This window comes from Saccharothrix sp. NRRL B-16348 (assembly GCF_001280085.1).
GTDB lineage: Bacteria > Actinomycetota > Actinomycetes > Mycobacteriales > Pseudonocardiaceae > Actinosynnema.
Genome location: NZ_LGED01000272.1, coordinates 1 through 24,858 on the forward strand (window position 1 = coordinate 1; position 24,858 = coordinate 24,858).

22 protein-coding genes are annotated in these 24,858 nt (G+C 72.3%); 15 read left to right on the forward strand and 7 right to left on the reverse strand.

Features of this window, described 5'->3' with window-relative positions:
- Together ADK67_RS47030 and ADK67_RS47035 are read right to left on the reverse strand one after the other, a co-directional pair.
- Window positions 1-1,053: effector-associated domain 2-containing protein (locus tag ADK67_RS47030; RefSeq protein WP_157621640.1), on the reverse strand; the 1,053-nt coding region annotated here is incomplete at its 3' end.
- A gap of 118 nt (window positions 1,054-1,171) precedes the next feature.
- The gene (locus ADK67_RS47035; protein ID WP_082404889.1) at window positions 1,172-3,109 is read right to left on the reverse strand and encodes an MDR family MFS transporter; all 1,938 of its coding nucleotides are present in this window, start codon (window positions 3,107-3,109) and stop codon (window positions 1,172-1,174) included.
- 583 nt (window positions 3,110-3,692) lie between these two features.
- Between ADK67_RS47035 and ADK67_RS51980 the strand changes: the two genes are divergently transcribed.
- Both ADK67_RS51980 and ADK67_RS47045 read left to right on the forward strand, forming a co-directional pair.
- Window positions 3,693-4,160 (forward strand): alpha/beta hydrolase family protein, encoded by a 468-nt coding sequence (locus ADK67_RS51980; protein ID WP_157621641.1) that lies wholly within the window; start codon window positions 3,693-3,695, stop codon window positions 4,158-4,160.
- 151 nt (window positions 4,161-4,311) lie between these two features.
- The gene (locus tag ADK67_RS47045; protein ID WP_053723149.1) at window positions 4,312-5,319 is read left to right on the forward strand and encodes an NAD(P)-dependent alcohol dehydrogenase; all 1,008 of its coding nucleotides are present in this window, start codon (window positions 4,312-4,314) and stop codon (window positions 5,317-5,319) included.
- Between the two features lie 95 nt (window positions 5,320-5,414).
- Here the strand turns inward: ADK67_RS47045 and ADK67_RS48460 are convergent, their stop codons facing one another.
- From ADK67_RS48460 to ADK67_RS47060, 3 genes are all read right to left on the reverse strand, one after another.
- Complete coding sequence (locus ADK67_RS48460; protein ID WP_082404886.1) at window positions 5,415-6,731, reverse strand: polysaccharide lyase family 7 protein; 1,317 nt, start codon at window positions 6,729-6,731, stop codon at window positions 5,415-5,417.
- A 162-nt stretch (window positions 6,732-6,893) separates the two neighbouring features.
- Complete coding sequence (locus ADK67_RS47055) at window positions 6,894-8,132, reverse strand: sensor histidine kinase (protein ID WP_063797954.1); 1,239 nt, start codon at window positions 8,130-8,132, stop codon at window positions 6,894-6,896.
- The gene (locus tag ADK67_RS47060; RefSeq protein WP_053723150.1) at window positions 8,129-8,788 is read right to left on the reverse strand and encodes a response regulator transcription factor; all 660 of its coding nucleotides are present in this window, start codon (window positions 8,786-8,788) and stop codon (window positions 8,129-8,131) included. The genes ADK67_RS47055 and ADK67_RS47060 overlap by 4 nt, the downstream gene beginning before the upstream one ends.
- A 138-nt stretch (window positions 8,789-8,926) precedes the next feature.
- On the opposite strand from ADK67_RS47060, the gene ADK67_RS47065 reads away from it, so the two are divergent.
- The 9 genes from ADK67_RS47065 to ADK67_RS47105 all read left to right on the forward strand — a co-directional run bounded on the left by ADK67_RS47065 (window position 8,927) and on the right by ADK67_RS47105 (window position 18,485).
- Window positions 8,927-9,415: a hypothetical protein gene (locus ADK67_RS47065; protein ID WP_157621642.1), complete on the forward strand. Its 489-nt coding sequence runs from the start codon at window positions 8,927-8,929 to the stop codon at window positions 9,413-9,415.
- Window positions 9,412-10,443: a peptidoglycan-binding protein gene (locus ADK67_RS47070; protein WP_053723152.1), complete on the forward strand. Its 1,032-nt coding sequence runs from the start codon at window positions 9,412-9,414 to the stop codon at window positions 10,441-10,443. Before ADK67_RS47065 ends, ADK67_RS47070 begins: the two co-directional genes overlap by 4 nt.
- Complete coding sequence (locus tag ADK67_RS47075) at window positions 10,440-11,126, forward strand: ABC transporter ATP-binding protein (RefSeq protein WP_053723153.1); 687 nt, start codon at window positions 10,440-10,442, stop codon at window positions 11,124-11,126. The genes ADK67_RS47070 and ADK67_RS47075 overlap by 4 nt, the downstream gene beginning before the upstream one ends.
- On the forward strand, window positions 11,123-12,337 hold the full coding sequence (locus tag ADK67_RS47080; RefSeq protein ID WP_053723154.1) for an ABC transporter permease: 1,215 nt from the start codon (window positions 11,123-11,125) through the stop codon (window positions 12,335-12,337). The genes ADK67_RS47075 and ADK67_RS47080 overlap by 4 nt, the downstream gene beginning before the upstream one ends.
- A 202-nt stretch (window positions 12,338-12,539) precedes the next feature.
- Window positions 12,540-12,821 carry a hypothetical protein gene (locus tag ADK67_RS47085; RefSeq protein WP_053723165.1) on the forward strand — a complete coding sequence of 94 codons (282 nt, stop codon included), beginning with the start codon at window positions 12,540-12,542 and terminating at the stop codon, window positions 12,819-12,821.
- Window positions 12,822-12,859: 38 nt separating this feature from the next.
- Window positions 12,860-14,683 carry a glutamine--fructose-6-phosphate transaminase (isomerizing) gene (gene glmS, locus ADK67_RS47090; RefSeq protein WP_053723155.1) on the forward strand — a complete coding sequence of 608 codons (1,824 nt, stop codon included), beginning with the start codon at window positions 12,860-12,862 and terminating at the stop codon, window positions 14,681-14,683.
- Window positions 14,684-14,742: 59 nt separating this feature from the next.
- Window positions 14,743-16,176, forward strand: coding sequence for an RICIN domain-containing protein (locus ADK67_RS50290; RefSeq protein ID WP_082404887.1), 1,434 nt, complete (start codon window positions 14,743-14,745; stop codon window positions 16,174-16,176).
- Window positions 16,177-16,338: 162 nt separating this feature from the next.
- Complete coding sequence (locus ADK67_RS47100; protein WP_053723156.1) at window positions 16,339-17,208, forward strand: TIGR03621 family F420-dependent LLM class oxidoreductase; 870 nt, start codon at window positions 16,339-16,341, stop codon at window positions 17,206-17,208.
- Window positions 17,205-18,485 (forward strand): APC family permease, encoded by a 1,281-nt coding sequence (locus ADK67_RS47105; protein ID WP_053723157.1) that lies wholly within the window; start codon window positions 17,205-17,207, stop codon window positions 18,483-18,485. Before ADK67_RS47100 ends, ADK67_RS47105 begins: the two co-directional genes overlap by 4 nt.
- Window positions 18,486-18,530: 45 nt before the next feature.
- Here the strand turns inward: ADK67_RS47105 and ADK67_RS47110 are convergent, their stop codons facing one another.
- Both ADK67_RS47110 and ADK67_RS47115 read right to left on the reverse strand, forming a co-directional pair.
- A complete protein-coding gene (locus ADK67_RS47110; protein ID WP_053723158.1) occupies window positions 18,531-19,049 on the reverse strand; it encodes a hypothetical protein in 519 nt (172 codons plus the stop codon).
- A gap of 10 nt (window positions 19,050-19,059) precedes the next feature.
- Window positions 19,060-19,407, reverse strand: a complete 348-nt coding sequence (locus ADK67_RS47115) for an NIPSNAP family protein (RefSeq protein WP_053723159.1) — start codon at window positions 19,405-19,407, stop codon at window positions 19,060-19,062.
- 758 nt (window positions 19,408-20,165) lie between these two features.
- Between ADK67_RS47115 and ADK67_RS53215 the strand changes: the two genes are divergently transcribed.
- From ADK67_RS53215 to ADK67_RS47135, 4 genes are all read left to right on the forward strand, one after another.
- Window positions 20,166-20,543: an MmcQ/YjbR family DNA-binding protein gene (locus ADK67_RS53215; RefSeq protein ID WP_197289946.1), complete on the forward strand. Its 378-nt coding sequence runs from the start codon at window positions 20,166-20,168 to the stop codon at window positions 20,541-20,543.
- 162 nt (window positions 20,544-20,705) lie between these two features.
- Complete coding sequence (pepN, locus tag ADK67_RS47125) at window positions 20,706-23,177, forward strand: aminopeptidase N (protein ID WP_053723160.1); 2,472 nt, start codon at window positions 20,706-20,708, stop codon at window positions 23,175-23,177.
- A complete protein-coding gene (locus ADK67_RS47130; protein ID WP_053723161.1) occupies window positions 23,174-24,172 on the forward strand; it encodes an NAD(P)/FAD-dependent oxidoreductase in 999 nt (332 codons plus the stop codon). The genes pepN and ADK67_RS47130 overlap by 4 nt, the downstream gene beginning before the upstream one ends.
- Entirely contained in the window at window positions 24,169-24,645 is a 477-nt protein-coding gene (locus tag ADK67_RS47135) for a VOC family protein (RefSeq protein WP_063797957.1), read from the forward strand. The genes ADK67_RS47130 and ADK67_RS47135 overlap by 4 nt, the downstream gene beginning before the upstream one ends.
- The last annotated feature ends 213 nt before the right edge of the window (window positions 24,646-24,858 follow it).

Consider the following 24,858-nt stretch of genomic DNA (forward strand, 5'->3'; position numbering starts at 1 on the left):
CTGCGCCCGCGTCCGCTCCAAGCTCCGCACCAGCACGGGGTGGTCGACCGCCAACGGCACGCTCACGTCCGAGGGAGAGGCCTTCGGCCAGAACTCCACCGCCGTGTTGATCATCTCCCAGGGCAACGCGAACTCGACCACGATCGCACTCACCCGCTCGGCAGCCGGGGTGACACCCAACTCGGCCTCCAGTTCCGCGATCACCCGGTCGACCTCCGCCTCCAGGTCGTCCCGCCGGATCGCGGCGTCGCCGCGGCGACGGCCGTGCCAGCCGGAGCCCTTCCAGTTCAACCAGTGCGAGAGCACCACCTTGGCCTGGTCGACCGGGTCCGGGTCGACTTCGAAGACGAGGTGCACCACATCGGGGTCATCGTCGGCGGCCTTGGTTTCGTTGCGCCACCGTGCCTGCTCGACCAGATCGGTCACCTCGAACTTCTCCGCCAGCCGCCAGTTGTAGCGGCGCAGCTCGGCCGCCAGGGCGCTGTCCCCGAGACGTCCGGCGAGGCAGTCCACCAGCACCATCGCGGGCAGCAGGGCGCCCGAACCGGCGTTGTGGTCGGCGAGGTGCAGGAACAGCGACCACACCGAGTTGCACCGTGCGGGCAGGTCGTCGCAGTGCCCGTCGGTGGACACCTCGGCCAGGCGGCGCAGCTCACGCCGCTCCTCGAACGGGTCGTCGGACAACCGCACCGACCGCAGCGCCTTCGCCAACCGGTCCCAGTCCCCCGTCGGCAACGCCCGGAACGCGGCCCACTCGTCCCCCAGGTCGACCAGTCTGGCGATCTCGGGCGCGTGGGGGTCCAGCAGCCTGAGGCAGTCGACCAGGCCGCGCAACCCGACCGCGTGCCGGCAGCACCACCGGACGAGGCCGACGAACTGGAGGTGGACCTCGGAACCGTCCAGCGACACCTGCTCGCCGAGGACGTCGGACAGCAGGCTCACCAGCATGGTGCGCCCCCGCTCGGCGCGCAGGCTCTCGCAGCGCTCCAGCAAGGCCACGATCTCGCCTTGTAACCGCAGTTGGGCGGTGTTCACCCCTTCGTCCGCGACCATGCGTCCATCCCCCTCCACCGTCGGCACGCCTCATCGGGACCAGGGCCGACCTGAGAGAACCATGACTCCCGGCCGTCACTGTTACACAGGCGGATGGGCGGTTGTCCGCAAAATGCGGCTACACGACGGCGGCGTGTCGGGCCGTGGTGAGGGCGCGGCCGCTGGTGGTCAGTTCGGTGGCGACGCGGTCGACGGCGGCGGTGAACGCGGGGTCGTCGCAGTGCCAGTCGGTGAGCTTGACGAGCAGCCAGCGGCGCCAGGCGGCGACCAGGTCGGCGAACACCTCGGTGCCCTGCGGCGTGAAGCGGTAGTGGGCGTCGGATTCCGTGACGTAGCCCCTGGTCTGGAGTTGGCGGGCCACCGGTTCGAAGACGCCGGCGGGCACGTTCGTGGACTCGGCCAGGCGTTCGAGGGTGGCGTCGCCGTGGTCGACGCTCTGCCGGAACACCTTGACCACCAGCCACGCCTGGGCGTGGGTGAGGGGGACGCCCGAGTCCCGCAGCACGTCCGGTGTGGGGTCGCGGCGTTCGCGGCTGACGATGAGGGCGACCAGCTTCTCCAGCTCGTCCTCCGAGGCCGACGTGTGCGGCGCGGCGAAGTTGTCGCCCACCTCGGTGGCGGCGGCACGGGCGGTGTCGCGCAGTGGGACTTCCTTGAGGAACAAGGCGACCACGAACGCGACGGCGGCGACCGGCGCGGCGGACAGGAACACCAGGTGCAGGGTGTCCGCGTACGCGGCGATGATCGGTGCCTTCAGCTGGTCCGGCAGGGCGTGCAGGGCCTGCACGTTCGCCGCGGCGGCCGGGTCGACGCCCGGCGGGACGGCGGCGGCGAGGTTGCCCGGCAGGGTGCTCGCGTACACCGTGCCGAAGACCGCGACGCCGAACGAACTGCCCAGCGTGCGGAGGAAGCTCACGCCGGACGTGGCCACGCCCAAGTCCTCGTAGCTGCTGGTGCTCTGCACGACCACCATCGCCACCGGCATGCACATCCCGACGCCGAGGCCGAGCACGAGCATGTACGTCGACGCCTGCCAGAACGACGTCTCCGGGTGCAGCCGGGACAGCAGGAGCAGCCCGCCGACCATGAGCAGGCTGCCGACGAGCGGGAACACCCGGTAGCGGCCGGTCTTGCCGATCACGTTGCCGGTCGTGATGGAGGCGATGAGCAGGCCGACGACGAGCGGCAGCATCTCCAGGCCCGACTGGGTGGCCGACGCGCCGTGCACGTACTGCAGGTAGGTCGGCAGGAACGTGACGCCGCCGAGCATGGCGAACCCGACCACGAAGCTGAGCACCACGCACACGGTGAACACGCGGTCGCGGAACAGGCGCATGGGCAGCATCGGCTCGGCGGCGCGGTTCTCCACAATCACGAACAGGCCGAGCGCGATCACCGACCCGACCGCCATCAGGACGATGGTCGGCGACGCCCACGGGTACTCGACGCCGCCCCAGCTGGTGACGAGGGTGAGGCCGGTCGCGGCCAGGCCGATGAGCAGGATGCCCAGGTAGTCGATCTTCGGCCGGCCGGTCGCGCGGACACCGGGCAGCGCGAACGCGCCGACGGCCAGCACCACCACGCCGAGCGGCAGGTTGACGTAGAACGCCCAGCGCCAGCTCAGGTGGTCCACGAACAGGCCGCCGAGCAGCGGGCCGACCACCGTGGCCACGCCGAACACCGCGCCGATGAACCCCTGGTACTTGCCGCGCTCGGACAGCGGCACGACGTCGGCGATGACGGCGGCCGAGGTCACCATCAGCCCGCCCGCGCCGAGCCCCTGCACCGCGCGGGCCAGGATGAGCCACGTCATCGAATCGGCCCAGCCGCACAGGAACGAGCCGACCAGGAACAGCGCGACGCTGGTCAGGAACGCCCGCTTGCGGCCGAACAGGTCGCCGAACTTGCCGATCAGCGCGGTCATGATGGTCTCGGCGAGCAGGTAGGACGTGACCACCCAGGACAGGTGCCCGCCACCGCCGAGGTCGCTGACGATGGTCGGCAGGGCGGTCGCCACGATCGTCTGGTCGAGGGCGGCGAGGAGCATCCCGAGCATGATCACCGCGACCACGGCGCGCCGCGCGCCGCTCCCGACCTCGACCCGTTCGACCACGTGGACCTCCCGGCCCGACGATAAAACCGCCGTCGCGCCCGCGCCCGCCACGATCACGGCCGGGTGACGCCGGGTCCCGTGAGGAATTCTCGCGACATCACGTTCGCCGGTGCGGGGGCGGTGTCGGCCGGATCGCCGACCCTGCCCGGCCTCGACGCGCCCGCTCCCGACGTGGTCATGGTCTGCGGTGCGGGACCGTCCGACCGTGACAACGGCATCCACTTCCCGGCGATCCGCGCGCACTTGGTGGACGCCGGGATCGCCGTGCTGTCTTACGACGAACGCGGTGTCGGCGGCTCGTCCGGTGACTGGCGCGACTCGACGCCGGACATCCTGGCCGCCGACGCCGCCGCAGCGCTGGACTTCCTGCGCGGTCAGCCCGGTGTGCGGGCCGAGGCCACCGGCTGTTCGGTCACAACGAGGGCGGCGGCGTGGTCCTGCGCGTGGCCGCACTGCGCGACGACGTGCCGTGGGTGGTCGCCAACGGCACGCCGCATGACGTACGCCGTCCAGGACCGCTACGCGGTTGCCACCTGGCTGGGCCGGGTCGAGGGCCGTCTCCGACGAGGGTGTCGAGGCCGCCTTGGCCGCGTACGACCGCGTGGTCGAGGCCGGTCGGCGCGACGCCGACCTCGCGGAGGCGAACCGGTGGTTCGAGGCCGCGCCGTCGCCGCCCGAGTTCGTCGAGAACTGGGCCGAGGTGGACGAACGCCTCTGGGGGTCCATGAAGCGCAAGTTCGACCACGACCCGATCCCGCACGCGCTGCGCCTGCGCTGCCCGCAACTGGCGATCTTCGGTGGCGCGGACGAACTCGTCCCGGTCGCCGACAGCGTCGCGCTGTTCACCGCCGCCGCCGCGCACCCCGACCGCGGGCGTCGTTGGCCGTCGAGTTGTTCCCGGCGCCGACCACCGCGTCCTCGTCGACGGCGGCGCCCGCCTCGCCCCGGCTACCTCGACGCCCTGACCCGCTGGATCACCGCCCACGCCGGCTGAGCGCGCGGCCTGCCTCCGGTGCGGCGGAATTCCCTGTGCCCCTTAGGGATCGTCCCTGATGTCGGCACGGCGTCCGCTCCTCTACCGTCGCCGCCAGTGCCGACGCTTCCGGGAGGCCGGCCGCCCACCCCAGCACGTCACGGAGGCCCCGATGAAGGCGATCGTCCAGGACCGCTACGGCTCGTCCGACCAATTACGGCTGGACGAGGTGGACCAGCCGGCACCGGCCGACGACGAGGTGCTGGTGCGGGTGCACGCGGCGGCGGTCAACGCGGCCGACTGGCACATCATGCGCGGCGACCCGCGGCTGGCGCGCCTGGTGATGCCGGCCGCCTTCGGCTGGTCCGGTCCGAAGCGGCGGGTCCGCGGCCGTGACTTCGCCGGTCGGGTGGAGGCGGTCGGCCGGCGCGTGGCGCGGTTCCAGCCCGGTGACGAGGTGTTCGGCGACCTCGGCTTCGCCGACGGGGCGTTCGCCGAGTACGCGTGCGCCCCGGAGGCCCTGGTGGCGCGCAAACCGGCGGTCCTGACGTTCGAGCAGGCGGCGGCGATGCCGTTGGCGGGCACCACCGCCCTCATGGGCGTGCGGGACCTGGCGGAGGCACGCCCGGGACAGCGGATGCTGGTCAACGGCGCCTCGGGCGGTGTCGGCACGTTCGCCGTGCAGATCGCCAAGTCGTTCGGCGCCGAGGTGACGGCGGTGTGCAGCGCGCGGAACGCGGACCTGCTCCGGTCGATCGGCGCGGACCACGTCGTGGACTACGCGAAGGAGGACTTCGCCGCACACGGGCCGCGCTACGACGTCGTCTTCGACCTCGTGGCGAACCGCTCGCTGGCCGACCTCCGGCGGGCCCTGACGCCCGACGGGGTGCTGGTGCTCAGCGGTGGCGGCGTGTGGGACGGCGGCAGCCTCGTCGGGCCGATGGGCCTGAGCGTCAAGGCCGCGCTGACGTCCCGCTTCGTCCGCCAGCGGTTCCTGGCGCTGAGCACGAAGACCGGCTGGGAGAAGCTGGACGTGCTGGCGGGGCTGGCCGAGTCGGGCGCGGTGACGCCGGTCATCGACCGGACCTACCCGTTGGCCGAGGCGCCGGCGGCCGTCCGGTACGTCGAAGTGGAGCACGCCCGGGCCAAGGTCGTGATCACGGTCGCCCAGCCGGGCTGAGAGGGCACCAGGCGCCCGACATCGACAAGTGCGCCACCGACGCCGAGCAGTCCAGCGACTCGGCATCGGTGGCGCACCCCGCACGCTCACGTCGGTCAGGGCGCGTAGACCACGATCTCCAGGACGGAAGTCCAGTCGTTCGAGGTGTTGCCGTAGCCGACGACGCGGAGGTAGCGGGCTTTCGCGTCCGCGAAGTCGTAGGTCTCGAACCCGGCCGTGGTGCCGCTGCTGTCACGTCGGGGCAGGGCGGTGGTCCACTCCTCGCCGTCGGCGGACGTCTGGAGTTCGAACGCGGCCTTCCTGGTGTCGCCCTGCGACCAGGCGATGGCCGTCGACCCGACGTCGACCGCCCGGCACAGGTCGAGCCGCAGCCAGACGCCGTCGCCCTCGTCCGACCACCGCGTGGTCAGGTCGCCGTCGATGGTGTTGGACGGCAGGTTGCCGTCGTCGTCACTGGCCCACGTGTCGCACACCTCCACCTTGCCGCCGGTGGACGGCGGCGGGGTGGTCGTGGTGGGCGGCAGGGTCGTCGTGGTGGTGGGCGGCAGAGTGGTGGTGGTGGTCGTGGGCGGCGCAGTGGTGGTCGGCGGCGCGGTCGTGGTGGACGGCGCGGTGGTCGTGGACGGCACGGTGGAGCCGTGGGTCACGCGCACGTCGTGGATGACGACCTGGCCGTAGTTGTTGCTGCCGCACGGCGAGGAGTTCGTGCAGTTGGCCTGCGTGTAGGCGCCGGCCTTGAAGTAGGCGGTGGAGACGGACTTGGTGAGCTTCGTCTGCAGCACGCCGTTGTAGTAGGCCTCGATGACACCGTCCCGGGCGACGAACTTGGCCTCGAACCGCGTCCCCAGCCGGTAGTTGTCGGTCACCAGCTTGTGGTGGGGGTTGTCGCCGTCGGTCACGTAGAGGTTCGTGCCCTCCAGCCGGAAGACCGTGACGTCGTCGTCGCCGCCGTGGATCTGGCCCGCCACCAGGTGCGACTTGCCGGCAGGCAGGTTGGTGATGGTCTGGTCGATGACCATCGTGTGCACGCTGGAGGTGGTGGACCAGGCCGCCTTGGAGCCGTCGCGGTTCACCTCCCGCAACTCCGACCGGGGGTACTTCGAACCGCTGGTGGTGACGCCGTCGACCGCCGCGCGGAACCGGATGCCGTCGCACCCGTCGGCGACGAACCACGGGTCGACGCGGAACCTGCCCAGCTCCGGTTGCTTGACCTCGTCCACCGAGCCCTGCGACCCGGTGGGCAGTTGGATCTTCCACAGCGACAGGTCCACCACGTCGGCCGGGTACTCGCACGCCGCCGCGGTCGGGGGTTCGGCCGCCGTGCCGCCGCCGGGCGCGGCGACCGCGACCGCGACGCCGGACAGCGCCGCCAGCACGAGGGCCGACACACCGGCCACCTTCCTTGCGTACATCGTCGTCCTCTCGGAACTGCACACCTGGATCGTCGGTGATGACGGATCCGCCGAAGCCCAGGCTGGCGCACCGCAGGGGCTCCGGTGCGGGTCGTGTCCGGTTGATGCCGTGCCCGGACCCCTGTCACGGACGGTCACCTCCGTCGCCGCGAGTCGGCCGTGTCACCGAGGCGGGTGCGTCGGAAGCCGGACCTGCTCGGGGCGGGCGACGGACACCGGATGCCCGGTGGACGGCGCCGAGCGCTCGCCTCGACACCCGGTCCCGGTCGACCACGTGCGCGATGGCGGCAGCAGCACGTGCACCTCCAGGCCACCGTTCGGGAGTGCGCTCGTGGTCACCTCACCGTCGTGGGCGCGGGTGATCGACGTGACGATCGCCAGACCCAGCCCGACACCGCCGTCGGTGGACCCGGTGTGACGCGGTCCGCGGCGGAACGGTTCGAGCAGCACCGGCAGCTCGGCGGGGTCGATGACGGGGCCGGTGTTGGTCACGCGCAGGCCCGTCGCGTCGAGCCGCACGTGCAGCCGACCGCCGTCGACGTTGTGCCGCACGGCGTTGCCGACCAGGTTGGCGACCAGTTGGGTGAGCAGCACGCGATCGCCCTGGACGACGACCGGTGTCACGGCGACGTCCACGGTGATCGAACGCGCGGTCGCCGGGTGGTCGTGCTGCTCGACCACCTCGGTCACCACGTCGTGCAGCGGCACGGGCACGCGGTCGGCCAGGCCACGATCGCTGCGGGCCAGCACGAGCAGGCCTTCGATGAGCTGCTCGGTGCGGCGATTGGCGTCCAGCATCTGCTCGCGGACCCGCGCGAGGCGTTGCGCGTCGGGGTCGCGCAGCCCGATCTGGATGGCGGCGCGCTGGATCGCCAGCGGGGTGCGCAGCTCGTGGGAGGCGTGGGCGACGAACCGGCGTTGGCTGTCGAACGAGCGCTCCAGCCGGTCGAGCATCAGGTCGAACGTCTCGGCCAGCTCGGTCAGCTCGTCGCGCGGTCCGGCCAGGGCGATGCGCTCGTGCAGGTTCTCCGAGGACAGCCGCCGCGCGGTGGCCGTGATGCGGTGCAACGGTCTGAGCACCCGCCCGGCCAGCCACCAAGCGACCAGGACGGACAGCAGGGTGATCGCGAGCAAGCCGAGTCCCGAGTACAGCAGCAGCGCGCGCAACGCGGTGTCGGTGCTGACCACGGCGGCGTCGACCGTGCCCGCCGCGGGCGGCATGTCGCCTTCCGTGGCCGGCATCGCGGGTGTTGCGGGCGTGGACAGCTCCGCCCTGATCTTGTCCCCGACCGTGCCCGCCATGAGCAGGTAGACCGCGGTCAGCAGGACCGCGCCGGACACCAGCAGCACCGCCGCGAGCACGGCCGTCAGCTTCACCCGGACGGTGGGCCGGAACCTCATGGCGTGATCCGGTAGCCCGCGCCGGGCACGGTCTCGATCACCGGCGGCTCGCCGAGCTTGGCGCGCAGCTTGGACATGGTCACCTTCACCGCGTTGGTCATCGGGTCGGCGAACTCGTCCCACGCCCGCTCCAACAGCTGTTCGGAGCTGATCGCCGCACCGCGTGCCCGCAGCAGCACTTCCAGCACCGCGAACTCCTTGGGCCGCAACTCGACCGGGTGGCCGTCACGGGTCACCAGGCGGCGCGCCGAGTCCAGCTCCAGCCCTCGCGCGGCCAGGACCGGCGGCAGCGCCGGCTCGGTGCGCCGGGCCAGCGCACGCAGCCGGGCCACCAACTCGGGGTACTCGAACGGCTTGCCCAGGTAGTCGTCGGCCCCCAGCTCCAAACCCTCGACCCGATCGTCCAGGCTGCCCGCCGCCGTGAGCATCAGCACCTTCGTGCGAGCCCTCGAGTCGACCAGCTCACGGCAGATGTCGTCGCCGTGGACGCCCGGCAGGTCGCGGTCGAGCACCACCACGTCGTAGTCGTGCACGGCCAACCGCTCGTGCGCCGACGACCCGTCGTAGGCCACGTCGACCGCCATGCCCTCGGCTCTCAACCCGTCGGCCACCAGGTCCGCGAGGACCCGCTCGTCTTCCGCCACCAGCACCCGCACACCCGTCTCCTCGCCTCGTAGGACGAGAGCATGCCCGGCCGGAGGTTTCCTCCGCATAACCACGGCGGCGGAAACGTTCCGGAAACGCCGTGGTCGATAGACCTTGCCCCGACTGACCGACCGCTGAGGAGGAATGACGTGGGCAAGCGATGGGGAGCACTCGTGGTGCTGGTGGCCGCGCTGCTGGCGGGTTGCGGCAGTGGAGGCGACGGTGGCGCCACCGCGCCCGATGACGAGAAGGCCAAGGCGTTGAAGTACGCGCAGTGCATGCGCGACAACGGTGTGGACATGCCCGACCCGACGTTCGGCGAGGACGGGTCGATCCGCATGGGGACGATGGCGCTGGGCAAGGACGACGACCCGACCGTGTTCACCGCCGCCACGGAGGCGTGCGAGGAGTTCCGGTCGTCGTCCCGGTTCGACCCGGACGACCCGAAGCTCAAGGAGGAGCGGCTGGAGTTCGCCCAGTGCATGCGCGAGCACGGCGTGGACGTGTCCGACCCGGACGCCCAGGGCCGCACGTCGATCGACGAGAGCAGCGTGGACGACAAGACCCTCGAGGACGCCATGACGGCGTGCGGCAAGGGTGGGGCCGTGCCCGCCGCGCCCGCGGAAGGCGGCAAGTGAAAAGGCTGCCGGTGGTGATCGCGGCGGCCGTGCTGGTCGCCGGCGCGGGTGGGGTGACGGCGGTCGCGATGAGCGGGTCGGAACGGAACGCGGAGGTCGTGCCCGAGCCACCCGGTGGGACGGCGCCCGTGCGGCGAGGCGACCTGGTGCAGCAGGAACAGGTCGGCGGCACGCTCGGGTACGCGGGCACGCACGACGTGACCTCGGCGGGTGGCGGCGTGTTCACCGCGCTGCCCGCTCCGGGCGCGGTCGTGCGGCACGGCGGGCAGGTGTACGCCGTGGACGACGACCCGGTGCCGTTGTGGCGTGGTGACAAGCCGTTGTGGCGTCGGCTGGAGTCCGGTGTGGACAAGGGCTCGGACGTCACGCTGGTCGAGCAGAACCTCAAGGACCTCGGTCTCTTCACCGGCACGCCCGACGACAGGTTCGACTGGACGACCGCGACGGCGTTGCGGGAGTGGCAGCGCGAGTCGGGCCTGGAGCGGACCGGCGCGCTGGACGTCGGCGACGTGGTCGTCCTGCCCGGTGACATCCGGGTGACCGAGGTGTCCGCGGTCCTGGGCGCGGCCGCGGGTGGCCCGGTGTTGCGGGCCAGCGGCACCGGGCGGGTCGTGACGGTGGCGATGCCGGTGACCAAGCAGACCATCGCCCGGCCGGGCGCCGAGGTGGACGTGCAGCTGCCCGGTCGGGAGAGCACCAGGGCGACCGTCACCTCCGTCGGCACGGTCGCCAGGACCCGTGACGACGGCCCCGCCGTGATCGACGTCGTCGTCACGCTCGTCGACCCCGCCGCTGCGGGCGAGCTGGACGGTGCGCCGGTGACCGTGCGCTTCACCACCGAACGGCGCGAGGGAGTGCTGACCGTGCCGGTGAACGCGCTGCTCGCGCGGCCCGGCGGGTACGGCGTCGAGGTCGTGCGGCCGGGCGGCGTCGACCTGGTCGCGGTCGAGCTGGGGCTCTTCGGCGGCGGCCGGGTCGAGGTGACCGGCGTGCCGGAGGGCAGCGAGGTCAGGGTGGCGGGCTCATGACCGCGCCGGTGATCGAACTGGACCGCGTCAGCCGGACCTACCCGGGCCGGGTCCACGCGTTGCGGCGCGTCTCGCTGCGCGTGGACCCCGGCGAGCTGGTCGCCGTGGTGGGACCGTCCGGCTCGGGCAAGTCGACGATGTTGCAGCTCATGGGCACGCTCGACCACCCGACCGAGGGTGTGGTCCGGTTGCTCGGCCACGACGTGGCGCAGCTCGACGACCGGCGGCTCGCGGCCGTGCGGGCCCGGCGGATCGGGTTCGTGTTCCAGCAGTTCCTGCTGACCGCGCACCTGACCGCGACCCAGAACGTGGCCACCGGCCTGCTCTACCACGGCGCGAGCGGCTCCGAGCAGCTGCGCAGGGCGATCGAGGCGCTGGAACGGGTCGGGCTCGGCCACCGCCTCGGCCACCGGCCCGCGCAGCTGTCCGGTGGGGAGAAGCAGCGGGTCGCGATCGCCCGCGCCCTGGTCGCCCGCCCGGCGGTGGTGCTCGCCGACGAGCCGACCGGCGCGCTCGACTCGGCGTCCGGCGCCGGTGTGCTCGACCTGCTGCGCGAGCTGAACGACGAGGGCACCACGATCGTCGTGATCACGCACGACCTCGGCGTCGCGGGCCGGTTCCCGCGCCGGGTCGAGCTGCTCGACGGCGAAGTCCGCCACGACACCGCGCTGGTGCGGCCGTGAGCGCGCGGGCGACCACCGAGCCGCTCCCCCGGCCCGCCCGCGTCCGGTTCACCCAGCTGGTCGGGGTGGGGCTGCTGGGCGTGGCGGGACGTCCGGGCCGGGCGGCGTTGTCCGCGCTGGGCATCGCGATCGGGGTGGCCGCCGTGGTCGCGATCCTCGGCATCGGCGCGGCCGGTCAGGCGGAGCTGTCCGCCCGGCTGGACGCGCTGGGCACCAACCTGCTGCGCGTCTCGGCCGGCCAGACGTTCAGCGGCGAGACCAGCCGGTTGCCGCGCGAGGTCGTGGACATGGTCGCCAGGGTGCCCGGCGTGCACCGGGCCGGCGGCACCGGCTCGGTGCGCGACACCACCGTGCACCGCACCGACCTGACCGACCCGCGGGCGACCGGCTCGATCGAGGTGCTGGCGGCGAGAACGAACCTGCCGGACGTGGTGGGCGCCGGCGTGCGCACCGGCGCCTGGCTCAACGACGCCACCGGCCAGTACCCGAGCGTCGTGCTCGGCTCGGCCGCCGCCGAGCACCTGGCCGTGGACGTGCCCGGCACGCAGGTCTGGCTGGGCGGACGGTGGTTCACCGTCATCGGCGTCCTGCACCCGGTGGAGCTGGCGCCCGAACTGGACCGCTCGGCCCTGATCGGCTGGGTCGTCGCCGAGAGCCTGCTCGGTTTCGACGGCCACCCCACCACCGTGTACGAACGATCGGCCGACGACGTGGTCGAGCAGGTCGCCGCGCTCCTGCCGGGCACGGTGAACCCGGAGCGACCCAACGAGGTCAAGGTCAGCCGCCCGTCCGACGCGTTGGCGGCCAAGCTGGCCGCGCAGAGCACGTTCGCCACCGCCTACCTCGGGCTCGGCGTGGTCGCGCTGGTCGTCGGCGGCATCGGCGTGGCCAACACGATGGTGGTCTCGGTGGTGGAACGCCGGGCCGAGATCGGCCTGCGCCGGGCGCTGGGCGCGGGCAAGCGGCAGATCAGGACCCAGTTCCTCACCGAAGCGGTGCTGCTGTCCGGCCTCGGGGGTGTCGTCGGCGTCCTGCTCGGCCTCGGCACGGCCGCCGCGTGGGCGGTGAACAGCGGTTGGCCGGTCACCGTGCCGACCACCGCGGTCGCGGCCGGTGTCGGCGCCTCCGTGCTGATCGGCTCGGTCGCCGGCTGGTTCCCCGCGGCCCGTGCGGCGCGCCTGTCCCCCACCGAAGCCCTGGCAGCCGCCTGAGGGGACCGATCAGCGGACACCGCGTCCGGGCCGCGTGCCCGACGACCCATGCCCGTGGTCGTCGGGCACGTCCGCGCGGGCGAACCACGTGCACCGGGCACGACGACGGGGACCGTCCGGTTACGCACGGTCACTTCCGTGCCTGCTCACCGCCCGTGCCCGATTTCGGGCACGGCATTTGGTCCGGTGGTTGGCTGTGGCCATGCTGGAGCCCGTGGGAGACGAGGTGCCGGACGAGCTCGTGCGGCACGTGGTCAGGACGACCGGTCTGCCTCCCGCGCTCGCGCGGCGCGTGGTGTCCGACGTCATGGGCTACTTCGTCGAGACGGCGGAGGAGTACGTGCTGCGCCGGCACGCCGAGCTGCGGCGGGACGGCTTGGGCAACGCCGGGATCTGGGCCCTGCTGCGGGAGGAGCTGGACGTGCGGCCGGTGGCCGCGCCGCCGCTGTCCGAACGCCAGCTGCGCCGGATCGTCTACGGCTAGGCACCGACTGCAACGACGGCAAGAGGAGATCACCGGGTATGTGCGGAATCGTCGGTTACGTCGGTCCGAGGGACGCGGTCCCCGTGCTGCTGGAGGGCCTGCACCGGCTGGAGTACCGGGGCTACGACTCGGCGGGCGTCGCGGTCGCGGACGACGGCGGGCTGAAGGTCGTCAAGACCGCCGGGCGCGTCGGCGACCTGCGCAAGGCGGTGCCCGACGGCACCGCGGGCCGGACCGGCATCGCGCACACCCGGTGGGCCACGCACGGCGAGCCGTCCGACCGCAACGCCCACCCGCACGTGGACGCCGCCGCCCGGGTCGCGATCGTCCACAACGGCGTGTTCGAGAACTCGGACCGGCTGCGCGCCCAGCTGGTCGCCGAGGGCGTCGTGCTCGCCTCCGACACCGACAGCGAAGTCCTCGCCCACCTCGTCGCCCGCAGCTCGGCGGCCACCCTCGAAGACGCCGTGCGCGAGGCGTTGGCGCAGGTCGAAGGCACCTACGGGGTGATCGTGATGGACGCCGACCGGCCCGGTGAGCTGGTCGCCGCACGTCGCGGCAGCCCGGTCGTGCTCGGCGTCGGCGAGCAGGAGATGCTGGTCGCCTCCGACGTCACCGCGCTGGTCCGCTTCACCCAGCAGGTGATCTACCTGGACGACGACGAGATCGCCACGGTCACCGCCGACGGCTACCGCACGTCCACCATGGACGCCCGCGCCACCAGCACCACCCGCTCCCCCACGTCGATCGACGTCGCCGGCGCCGACTACGAGCTGGGCGAGCACCCCGACTTCATGTACAAGGAGATGCGCGAGCAGCCCGACGCGGTGGACCGCTGCCTGCGCGGGCGGCTGGACCACCGGTTCTCCTCGGCCCGGCTGGACGGCGTCGGCCTCACGCCGCAGGACTACCAGCGCATCCGCCGGGTCAAGCTGCTCGGCTGCGGCTCGGCGTACTACGCGGGCCAGCTCGGCGCGCAGCTGATCGAGGAGCTGGCCCGGATCCCGGCCGACGCCGAGCCCGCGTCCGAGTTCCGCTACCGCAACCCGGTGGTCGACCCCGACACGCTGTACGTCGCGATCAGCCAGTCTGGTGAAACCCTGGACACGCTCGCGGCCGTGCAGGAGCTCAAGCGCAAGGGCGGGCACGTCATCGGCGTGGTCAACGCGGTCGGCAGCACGATCGCCCGCGAGTGCGGCCACGGCATCTTCCTGCACGCGGGCCCCGAGGTGTCGGTGGCGGCGACGAAGTCGTTCACCACGATGGCCGTGGCGCTGGCGATGCTGGCCCTGGACCTCGGCCGGGTGCGCGACCTGTCCATCACGGAAGGCAGGCGGCTCGTCGCCGGGCTGTCGCAGCTGCCGGACCAGATCGCGCGGATCCTCGCCGCCGAGGACGACATCGCGGCCGTCGCGCGCAAGTACGCCGACGCGCGGCACATGTTCTTCGTCGGCCGGGTGCGCGGGTGGCCTGCCGCGCGGGAGGGCGCGCAGAAGCTCAAGGAGATCTCCTACGTGCACGCCGAGGCCTACCAGGCGTCCGAGCTGAAGCACGGGCCGCTGGCGCTGATCAACCCCGAGATGCCGACCGTGGTGCTGGTGCCGGACGACGAGCTGCTGGCCAAGAACACCGCCACCATCGAGGAGATCAAGGCGCGCGGCGGGCCGGTCATCGCGGTCACCGACGCCGACCTGCCGCCCGGGCTGGCCACGGACGTCATCCGGGTGCCGAAGGCGCACGACGCGCTGGCCCCGATCACGCTCTCGGTGCCGTTGCAGCTGTTCGCCTACCACCTCGCGCACGCGCTGGGCCGGGACGTGGACCGCCCGCGCAACCTGGCCAAGAGCGTCACCGTCGAATAGCGCGCCAAACAAGATGCGGCCGTTGACGCGGGTCGACGGCCGCTGGAGCGTGCGGTGGTGTGAAGCTCACCCTCGCGCTCGCCCTCGTCGCGGGCACCGTGCTCGTCGCACCGCCGGCGGCCGTCGCCGCGACCGTCGACACCTCCGCCACCTACGTGCTGGTGTCCCGGCACAGCGGCAAGGCCGTGCAGGTGACGTCCACAGCGGACGGAGCGGCGGTCACCCAGTCGACGCGCGTCGACTCCGCCGGCCAGCAGTGGCAGTTCGTCGACTCCGGCGGCGGCTACTACCGGCTCAAATCACGGCTGAGCGGGAAGGTGGTGGACATCGCGTCGTCCTCCACCGCCAACGGCGCGAACGTCGTGCAGTGGACCGACAAGAACGCCGTCAACCAGCAGTTCCGGCCGGCCGACTCGGACGGCGGACACGTCCGGTTCGTCAACCGCAACAGCGGCAAGGCGCTGGACGTCTGGGAGCGCTCGACCGCCGACGGCGCGCGGATCTCCCAGTACGACGACAACGGCGGCACCAACCAGCAGTGGCAGCTCGTGCGCCTGGGCACGGCCGCCGTGGGCTCGCCCACCGACCCGAACCTCCGGTACTTCGGGCGCTGGAACTACGCCGACCCGACCGCGCACGTGTCGGAGTGGGCGGGCGCGTACGTCGTCGTCGGCTTCACCGGCCGCACGGTCAAGCTGCGCCAGCGCAACGCGATCGACTTCTTCGTCAGCATCGACGGCGGCCCGGACGTGTCGTACGTCAACCGCAGCGGCACGGTGGACCTCACGCCGACGCCGCTGGCGAGCGGCAACCACACGATGCGCGTGTCGTACCGGCCGATCGCCGGGTCGTACCGGGGCGACGCGGTGTTCCGGGGCGTCGAGCTCGACCCGGGCGCCACGACGTTCGCGCCCGCCGTGCCGTCGCGGGTCGTGGAGTTCGTCGGCGACTCGATCACCGTCGGCCAGCAGTCGTCCAAGCAGGCGTTGACCGCCTACGGGTGGCTGGTCGGCGAACGGCTCGGCACGGGCCACACGCAGATCGCGGTCGGCGGCGCGTGCCTGGTGTCGGCGCCGGACGGGTGCATCGGCATGAGCGACCGGTTCCTGCGCACCGGGCTGCAGGCCACCGCGTCGAACTGGGACTTCTCCCGGTACCGGGCGGACGTCGTGGTGATCAACCTGGGCACCAACGACGTCGGGCACAGCGTCACCGGGCCGCAGTTCCAGGCCGCCTACGTGACCCTGCTGCGGCGGGCGCGGGAGAAGTACCCGACCGCGACCGTGCTGGCGATGCAGACGTTCCGCAAGCGCTACATCCCGGAGACGCAGGCGGCCGTGCGGGCGGTGAACGACCCGAACACCAGGTTCGTCGACACCACCGGCTGGATCGTGGAAGCCACCGACACCACCGACAACGTCCACCCGAACGACCAGGGCCACCGCAAGATCGCCGACCGGTTGGCCCCGATCGTGTCGGCCGCGCTGGGCTGACCCGGAGGTCGGGGTCCACCGTTCAGGCGCGGCCATTCGCGTGACGGCATCGGGGTTCGCTATCGGCTCATACCCGGCCGGTCTCGGCGGGAGTTGACCCGCGTTCGCCCCGCAGGGAACTGTTTGCGTATTTTCGCCGACAACGAACCTGCGGGGGACGCTGTGGACCACTTATCGTTCGGGATCACGCTGGCTACGCCGGCCACGCACGACGCGCTCGTGGAGACGTGCCGGGCCGCCGAGGGGTTCGGGTTCGACTCCGTGCTGGCCGTCGACCACCTCGGGCCGAACCGGACGTCGCCGTTCTCGGTGCTGAACCTCGCCGCACAGGTGTCGCCCACCCTCCAGATCGGCACCTACGTGCTCAACGGCGCCTTCTGGAACGCGTCGCTGCTGGCCCGGGAGGTGCAGACGGTGCAGCGGATGAGCGGTGGGCGGCTGCGGCTCGGGATCGGCGCGGGGATCATCAAGCAGGAGTTCGACCAGGCGGGCATCCCGTGGACGTCGATGGACGCCCGGGTCGCGCACGTCGTCTCGCTGCTGGACGACCTGCGGAAGCTGCTCGACGACGAACCCGACGTCGAGCACCCGCCCGTCCTGCTCGGCGGCACCGGTGACCGGATGCTGCGCCTGGCCGCCGAACGCGCCGACGTGGTCAGCGTGGGCGGCATCAAGCACATCAAGGGCATGGCTCCGGGCAACTTCCGCGTCATCGGCTCGGACGAGACCGACGAGCGCGTGGCGTTCGTCCGGGACGCGGCGGCGGGGCGCGACGTCACGCTCAACGCGTTCGTGCAGGTGGTCGAGGTGACCGACGACCGGGAGGCCGCGGCCGCGCGCATCGCGGCGGACTGGGAGCTGCCCGCCGAGGTCGTGCTCGACTCGCCGTACATGCTGATCGGCACGACGGACGAGATCACGGCCCAGGTCGTGGCCTCGCACAAGCGGTACGGGTTCACGTCGTTCAGCGTGCAGCGGCCGTACCTCGACGCGCTGGGACCGTCGATCGCGCCGGCCCGCGCCGCCTCATGACGGCCACGAAGGGCGGTCGGCTGACCGTCGGCCAGGGCACCGCCATGTACGTGGGCGCGGTGCTGGGCACCGGTGTGATCGCGCTGCCCGCGCTGGCGGCCGAGATGGCGGGGCCGGCGTCGCTGCTGGCGTGGCTGGCGCTCGTCGTGCTGTCGGCGCCGTTGGCGGCGACGTTCGCGGCGCTGGGCTCGCGGCACCCGGACGCGGGCGGTGTGTCGACCTACGCGCGGCTGGCGTTCGGCGAACGCCTGTCCGCCGTGGTCGGCTGGTGCTTCTACTTCGCCGTGCCGCCGGGCACGACGGCGGCGGCGCTGTTCGCCGGCGCGTACGTCGAGCAGGCCGTCGGCGGCGGGCAGTGGACGGTCGTGGTGACCGCGCTGGCGCTGCTGTCCAGCATGGCCGTGACGAACTGGATCGGGCTGCGCGCGTCGGGCGCGGTGCAGTTCGTGCTGGCCGCGCTGCTGGTGTTCCTGGTGCTCGGCTCGGTGCTGCTGGCGGTGCCGCACGTGGACATGGGCAACCTGACGCCGTTCGCGCCGCACGGCTGGCTGGCGATCGCGCCGGCCGCGGGCCTGCTGGTGTGGAGCTTCGCCGGGTGGGAGGCGATCACGCACCTGGCGCAGGAGTTCCGCCACCCGGCGCGGGACCTGCCGCGCGCCACGGGCATCGCGGTCGCGATCGTGGGCCTGCTGTACCTGTCGGTGGCGTTCGCGATCATCTCGGTGCTCGGTCCGGCCGCCGCCGAGGGCGAGGCGCCGCTGGGTCAGCTGATCGCGCGCACGGTGGGCGGTGACGTGAAGGTGGTGGCGGCCGTCGCGGCGGTGCTGCTGACCATCGGGTCCATCAACGCCTACATGGCCTCCGCGTCGAAGCTGAGCGCGGCGCTGGCGCGGGACGGCGCGTTCCCGCGTCGGCTGTCCGGCGGCGCGGTCGCGGGCGAGGTGCCCCGCCGCAGCCTGGTGGTCGTGGTGGCGCTGTGCTTCCTGTCGCTGGCGGTGGCCATCGGCACGGGCACCGGCGCGAAGCTGCTGGTCCTGCTGACGACCGGGCAGTTCGTGGCGGTGTACCTGATCGGCACGGCGGCGGCGTTGAAGATCCTGCCGACGCGGTCGCCGGCGTGGTACGCGGCGCTGGTGGCGTTCCTCGGCGTGGTGGGGCTGACGGCCGCCACGTCGGTGTACATGCTGTGGCCGCTGGTGGTGACCGTGACGGCGCTGCTGTTCCTGCGGTGGAACCGCAAGCGGCGCCAGGACCCGGTGGAGGAAGTCGTCACGTGACGGGACGTCCGGGGTCGCCGTGGTGTGCGGCGACCCCGGACGGCGTCACACGGTGCCGGTGAACCGGTCGTCGAGGTACGCGATCTTGGCCTGCTCGTCGCGGTCGGAGTAGAGGTAGCGGATCCACGCCTGCTGCTCGTGCAGGACCGCGCCCATCTCCCAGACGCAGAGCACTTCGCGGTGCTTGCCCTGCTCCAACCGGCGGAAGCTGTCGTGCTGCTTCATGTCCCGGATGTAGACGGTCTCCCACATCTCGTTCTCGCGCCGCCAGGTGCAGACGATGAGGAAGTAGAAGTCGCCGCGGCACAGGTGGTGGATGACGAAGCCGAGGTCGCCGGAGATGTCCAGCTCGCCGGAGGACGCCTCCGCGCGCAGGAACGCCTTGCCCTCCTCGCGCAGGGCGGGGTCCACCACGTCCTGCGGCTCGCGCACCTCGTACCACTTGAGGTGCGCGTCGGGCAGGGCCAGGTCGTGCTCGGGGAGCGCGATGACGTCCTTGGCGTAGTGGCGGTAGTCGTCGTCGACGTTGGCGATGGCCGCGAGGTGCGACAGGTTCCTGGTCACCGGCAAGATCCTAGGCAAAGGCGCCGGGCTCGGACAGCAGCTTGACCGTGCTCTCCGGCACGGGCACCAGCGCCGTGCTGTAGTCGGCCATCATCTCGCCGACCGGGCCGTCGAACTCGGCCCACTCGGGCTGCTCGTACAGCGAGCCGGCCAGGCGGACGCGTTCGTCCACGCCGGGGAACGCGCGCACCAGGTGCCACTCGTCCTCGTCCAAAGGGGACGGTCCGAACGCGAGCACGGTGATGCCGATGCGGCGCATGAGCGGGATGGTGCCTTCACGGCTGATGCGGTCGAACTCGGCTCGGGTGCCGGGCTTGAGCTTGAACACGCGGGTCTCCAGCAGCCAGGGCTCGGTCATGTCGGGCACTCCAAGGACGCGGCGGGTACGCCGTAACGGGTTTGGGGTGCGCGCAGCTGGGGCGGGCCGAACGCCGGGCTCGCCGACGTTTCTACCGACGACCACGCCGGCGCGCAAGGGGTCAACTAGGGTGCCGCGTCGTGAAACCGGATCTGACCACCCTGCGCGCCGCCGTGTCCGAGTTCGGCGGCTTCACCACCCCGGAGAAGTCGTGGACGGTCCTGACCGCCGCCACCGCACCGGAGTTCGACCTGGCCGTCGCCGCGCACCGGGAGGCCGCGCACGTGTGGCTCAACGCGTGGGGCTGCCGCATCCGCACGCCCCGCCCGGGCGAGCCGCGCGTGCTGGACGAGAGCCTGGCGGCCTGGTGGGCGACGTGGCGGGACGTGCTGCCCGACCACGGGACGTGGCTCGCCGAGCTGACCGACGAGCAGGTGGACCGGCTGGCCGAGGGCTTCGCCGCGCTGTCGGCGAGCACGGCGGCGTCGACGCCGCGCGGCACCCGGACGCTGGGGCCGACGGCGGCGTCCAAGCTGCTGTTCGCGTTGCGCCCGCACAGCCTCCCGCCGTGGGACAACATGATCGCCGACCGGCTGCACGGCGGTCGCGACGGCGCGGCGTACCGGGCGCACCTGCTCCTCACCAGGGGCTGGGCGGTGGACGTGCTGGCCGAGGCGGGTGTGCCCGAGCCGGAACTGCTGGACCTCCTCGGCCGGCCGGGGCGGTCGCTGGCGAAGGTCCTCGACGAGTACTGCTACCTGGCCTTCACCCGCGGCTGGACGGCGCCGCGCCGGGGCGTCACGGCCGACGACGTGCGCCGGATCGCCCGTGCCCTCCCCCGCACGGAGGAGGCGCTGGTCCGGGACCGGGTGAAATTCCGCATCGGGCGCATCGTGTACCTCGCCCTGTCACCCGATGAGCTGACGATGGGATTCGCGTTCCCCAAGGAGGAGCGCGCGGCGCTGATTGCCTCGGACCCCGACAAATTCCACCCGCCGGTGCCTTCGGACGAACGGTACAACTGGGTTCGGGCCGTCTTGTCTCAATTGGACGAGGAGGAGTTGACAGAGTTGGTCGTGGACGCTTGGCGAATGTGCGTGCCGAAGCGCGTCGCGCGTGACTACCTGGGGAGATAGCGGCGCCGATACCGCCGGACGGGCGAAGTGACGCCTCCGGGAAGCCGCCTGAGCGGGTCATCAGCATTTCTTGGGCAGACCCTATAAGGGAACCGAATTGGGCCGTTGACGTCGCACAAGTCGTGTTTACGATCCTCCTTAACAAGCAGGAGGGGTCGCCGCATGGCCAGTTTGACTCGATCCGAAGCAGCCGCCCGGGGCGCTTTGTTGGAGATCAACTCGTATCACGTGGACCTGGATCTGACCGGCGATGGGAAAGTATTTCGGTCGACGACGAAAATCGCCTTCGCCGCCGGGGAGGGCGGGTCGACCTTCGTCGACGTGAAGCCGGAGTCCTTGCTCGAGGCCAGGCTCAACGGCCGCGAGCTGGACGTGTCCGCGCTGGTCGACGGCCGGTTGCCGGTGACCGGGCTGGCCGCCGCCAACGAGCTGGTCGTGGTCGCGGACATGGCCTACTCGCGGGAGTCGAAGGGTCTGCACCGCTACGTCGACCCGGCCGACGACCGGGTGTACGTGTACGGAGCGGTGTTCCTCGACCACGCTCCGCGCATCTTCGCGTGCTTCGACCAGCCGGACCTGAAGGCGCCGTTCACGTTCGACCTCACCGTCCCCGACGAGTGGACGGTCCTCGGCACGGGCGCGGCCACGAAGGCGGCGCCCGGTCGTTGGCGGGTAGTGCAGGAGGTGGCGCAGGCGACGTACCTGACGACGGTCGTCGCCGGGCCGTACGCGTCGTTCGAGACCGTGCACGACGGCGTGCCGCTGGGCGTCTACTGCCGGGCGTCGGTCGCCGAGGCGCTGGAGGCCGACATCCAGGAGGTCTTCGACGTCACGGCCCAGTGCCTCGACGAGTTCCACCGCCTGTTCGGCGTGCGCTACCCGTTCGGCCGGTTCGACCAGGTCTTCGCGCCGGAGTTCAGCTACCTGTCGCTGGACCACCCGGGGTGCGTGCTGCTCAAGGAGCTGTACCTGTTCCGCACGCCCGCGCCGCGCAGCGAGCACGAGACCCGCGCGGTGGTCATCGCGCACGGCCTGTCGCTGATGTGGTGGGCCGGCCTGGTGACCAACAAGTGGTGGGACGACCTGTGGCTGGGCCAGGCGTTCGCCGACTACCTGGCGCACAAGGTGCCCAGCGAGGTCACCGAGTTCACCGGCCCGCTGACCACGTTCTCCGCCCGCCGCAAGGGCCAGGCGTACACCGCCGACCAGCGGCCCTCGACGCACCCGGTGTGGATCGACGGCGCGGACGCGATGTCGGCGCTGCTGGACCTCGACCGGATCTCGTACTTCAAGGGCTCGTCGGCGTTGCGGCAGCTCGCGCACCACATCGGCGACGACGCGATGCGCGAGGCGCTGCGGATCTTCTTCGCCCGGCACGCGTACGGCGCGGCGACGTTCGCGGACTTCAACGCGGCGATCGGCGAGGCCGTCGGCCGGGACATGACCGACTGGGCGGACCGCTGGCTGGGCACCGCCAACGTCACCACGCTGGCGCCGGACTTCACCGTCGAGGACGGCGTGATCACGTCGTTCGCGGTGACGCAGTCCGCGCCGGAGTCGCACCCGGCGCTGCGGCCGCACACGATCGACATCGGCCTGTACGGCGACGCGCACGAGACGGTCCGCGTGACCGTGGACGGCGAGCGCACCGAGCTGCCCGAGCTGGTGGGCCGCAAGGCCCCGAAGTTCCTCCTGCTCAACGAGAACGACCTGACCTACGCGAAGATCCGCTACGACGACGCGTCCCGCCGGGCGCTGCCCGAGGTGCTGCCGACGCTCGCGCCGATCAACCGCGCGATGGTGTGGGCGCAGCTGCTGCAGGGCGTGGTGGACGGCGCGGTGCCGGCGACCGACCACCTGGACCTGGTGACGCGGATGCTCGGCTACGAGACCGAGCTGTCCATCGTGATCGAGGTGCTCGAACAGGCCCGGATCGACGTGGCCGACCGGCTGCTGGACCCCGACCTGCGACCGGGGCTGCTCAAGGCGGTGGCGGACGCGGCGCGCGACCGGCTGGCGCGCGTGGCGCCGGAGGACGAGCTCGGCCTGGCGCTGTTCCGGGGTCTGGTGGAGTTCACCGCCGACACCTCGGAGCTGCGCGGCTGGCTGGACGGCGTGCCGCTGCCCGCCGGGCTGGAGCTGGACACCGACCTGGCGTGGCGGGTGCGCTACCGGCTCGCGGTGCTGGGCGCGTTCACCGAAGCGGAGATCGACGAGGCGTACGCGGCGGACCCGAGCACGCACACCGAGCAGTTCGCGGTGAAGGCGCGGGCGGCGATCCCGACGGTCGAGGCGAAGGAGGCCGCGTGGCGCGCGATCACCACCGACGCCGAGCTGTCGAGCTACCGCCTGTGGTCCACCGCCGAGGGGTTCTGGCAGCCCGAGCAGCGGGAGCTGACCGCGCCGTACGTGCAGCGGTTCTTCACCGAGATCGTGGACGTCGCACGGCTGCGCGAGGACAAGGTGCTGGACACGCTCGTGCTGTGGCTCTACCCGCGCTACGCGGCGGAGCCGGGCACGATCGCGCCGGCCGAGGAGCTGTTCGCGCGGGACGACCTGCCGCTGCCGCTGCGCCGGCGTGGCGCGGACATGACCGACGACCTGCGCCGCGCCGTGCACGCGAGGCACGGGTGAGAGCGGCGGTGGTCGGCGGCGGCGTCGCGGGCGCCGCGCTGGCCTGGCGGCTGCGGAACGCCGGCGTGGACGTGACGGTGTACGCGCCCGGCGCGGACGACGCCTCGGGTGCGTCCGGCGGGCTGGTGCGCGGCTTCGAGGTGGACGCGGACGCGGCCCGTGACGCGGCCGAGTCGCTGGCCGAGCTGCGCTCCGACGCGCGGGTGCGGGACTGGGCCGGGTACCGGGAGACCGGGTCGGTGTACGTGACGGCCGACGACGTCACGCCGTCGCTGGACGCCGTCGAGGCGGCGCTGCCGGGTTCCGCGTCCGTCGTGGACGGTGTCGAGCTGGCGCGGCGCTTCGGGTTCCGCGACCTCCCGGCGGACGCGGCCGGGGTCGTGGAGCGGCACGCCGGGCACTTCTCCCCCGACCGGTTCCGCGGGCACGTGCTGCGGTGGCTGGCCGAGCACGGCGGCGACGTCCGGACCGAACGGGTTGCCGAAGTCCTGCCCGGCCCGGCGGTGCGGACCTCCGCCGGCGTGACGGCGTTCGACGCGGTGGTCGTCGCGGCCGGCGCGTGGACGCCGCGGCTGGTCGGCGGCGAGCCGTTGCGGGCCAAGCAGATACAGTACGGCCTGTACCGGCTGCCGATCCCGTGCGTGGCGTCGTTCGTGGACGACCGGACCGGGCTGTACGGGCGACCGGCCCGTGACGGCGCGTTCCTGCTGGGCATGGGGTGCGACCGCTGGGACGTCGACCCCGACGGCGTGACGCCCGACGACGACCTGGCCGTGCGGGTGCTCGACACGGCCCGCCGCCGGTTCGGTGTCGCCGCCGGCGAGGTCGCGGCGGACCGCGTGGTGGCGTCGTTCGACTGCTACCGCTCGCCGGGCGGGCTGCGCCTGGTGCGCGTCGGCGACGGGGTGTCCACGTTCACCGGCGGCAGCGGCGGTGCGGCGAAGACGGTGCTGGCGGCGAGCCGGCGGGCGGCGGCGGAGCTGGTGGCGTCATGATCCTCGGCATCGACCACGTCGGCCTGCTCACCGCGGACCCCGAGGGCGTGGGCGCGCTGCTCACCGTGCTCGGGTTGTCCAAAGTGGACAGCGGGGTCGCGGGCGATTACGGCGTGTCGTGCGACTTCTGGCAGGTGGGCGCGGACCTCGCGGCGCCGGCCGTGGAGGTGGTCGCGCCGGTCCGGGAGGACTCGGTGGTGGCCGGACGGCTCGCGCGCGGACCGGGGCTGTACCACATCGCGTTCGAGGTGGACGACCTCGAAGCCGAGGCGTCCCGCTTGCGCGCCAACGGTTTCGCGCTCGTGGACGCGGAGCCGTGCCGCGGCGCGCGGGACGGGATGGCGGTGCAGTACCTGTACGCGCCCAAGCCCGCCGGCGTGCTCGTGGAGCTGGTCCGCTACGCCACCGCGCGCCGGAGCTTATCGCAGCCATCGGAAATCCCGATCAGCTCACCGCCGAAAAGCGGTCGCTGAATATTGCTTCCGGCGCGCCGGCGGTAAATAATTAACCACGACGGTGCGTCGCTCACCAAGCAATCCGACCGACTGGGCTCGTCGATCCAGGGTTGCTTTTCACCGCACCATCCATGCAGGTCAGCGCGTCGCGGACGCCAGGGGTGACGTCCACGACGCATATTCCCCCTGCTTTTTGCTCAACCTTTATCCGGCCGTCGGGACAAATGTTCC

Bases quoted from the DNA above. Each gene is read 5' to 3' on its own strand.
- ADK67_RS47135 (WP_063797957.1), top strand. From the start codon at position 24,169: ATGATCCTCGGCATCGACCACGTCGGCCTGCTCACCGCGGACCCCGAG.
- ADK67_RS47115 (WP_053723159.1), bottom strand. From the start codon at position 19,407: ATGACCGAGCCCTGGCTGCTGGAGACCCGCGTGTTCAAGCTCAAGCCC.
- glmS (WP_053723155.1), top strand. From the start codon at position 12,860: ATGTGCGGAATCGTCGGTTACGTCGGTCCGAGGGACGCGGTCCCCGTG.
- ADK67_RS47035 (WP_082404889.1), bottom strand. From the start codon at position 3,109: ATGCTCGGGATGCTCCTCGCCGCCCTCGACCAGACGATCGTGGCGACC.
- ADK67_RS47085 (WP_053723165.1), top strand. From the start codon at position 12,540: ATGCTGGAGCCCGTGGGAGACGAGGTGCCGGACGAGCTCGTGCGGCAC.
- ADK67_RS47055 (WP_063797954.1), bottom strand. From the start codon at position 8,132: ATGAGGTTCCGGCCCACCGTCCGGGTGAAGCTGACGGCCGTGCTCGCG.
- pepN (WP_053723160.1), top strand. From the start codon at position 20,706: ATGGCCAGTTTGACTCGATCCGAAGCAGCCGCCCGGGGCGCTTTGTTG.
- ADK67_RS48460 (WP_082404886.1), bottom strand. From the start codon at position 6,731: ATGTACGCAAGGAAGGTGGCCGGTGTGTCGGCCCTCGTGCTGGCGGCG.
- ADK67_RS47045 (WP_053723149.1), top strand. From the start codon at position 4,312: ATGAAGGCGATCGTCCAGGACCGCTACGGCTCGTCCGACCAATTACGG.
- ADK67_RS47105 (WP_053723157.1), top strand. From the start codon at position 17,205: ATGACGGCCACGAAGGGCGGTCGGCTGACCGTCGGCCAGGGCACCGCC.
- ADK67_RS47075 (WP_053723153.1), top strand. From the start codon at position 10,440: ATGACCGCGCCGGTGATCGAACTGGACCGCGTCAGCCGGACCTACCCG.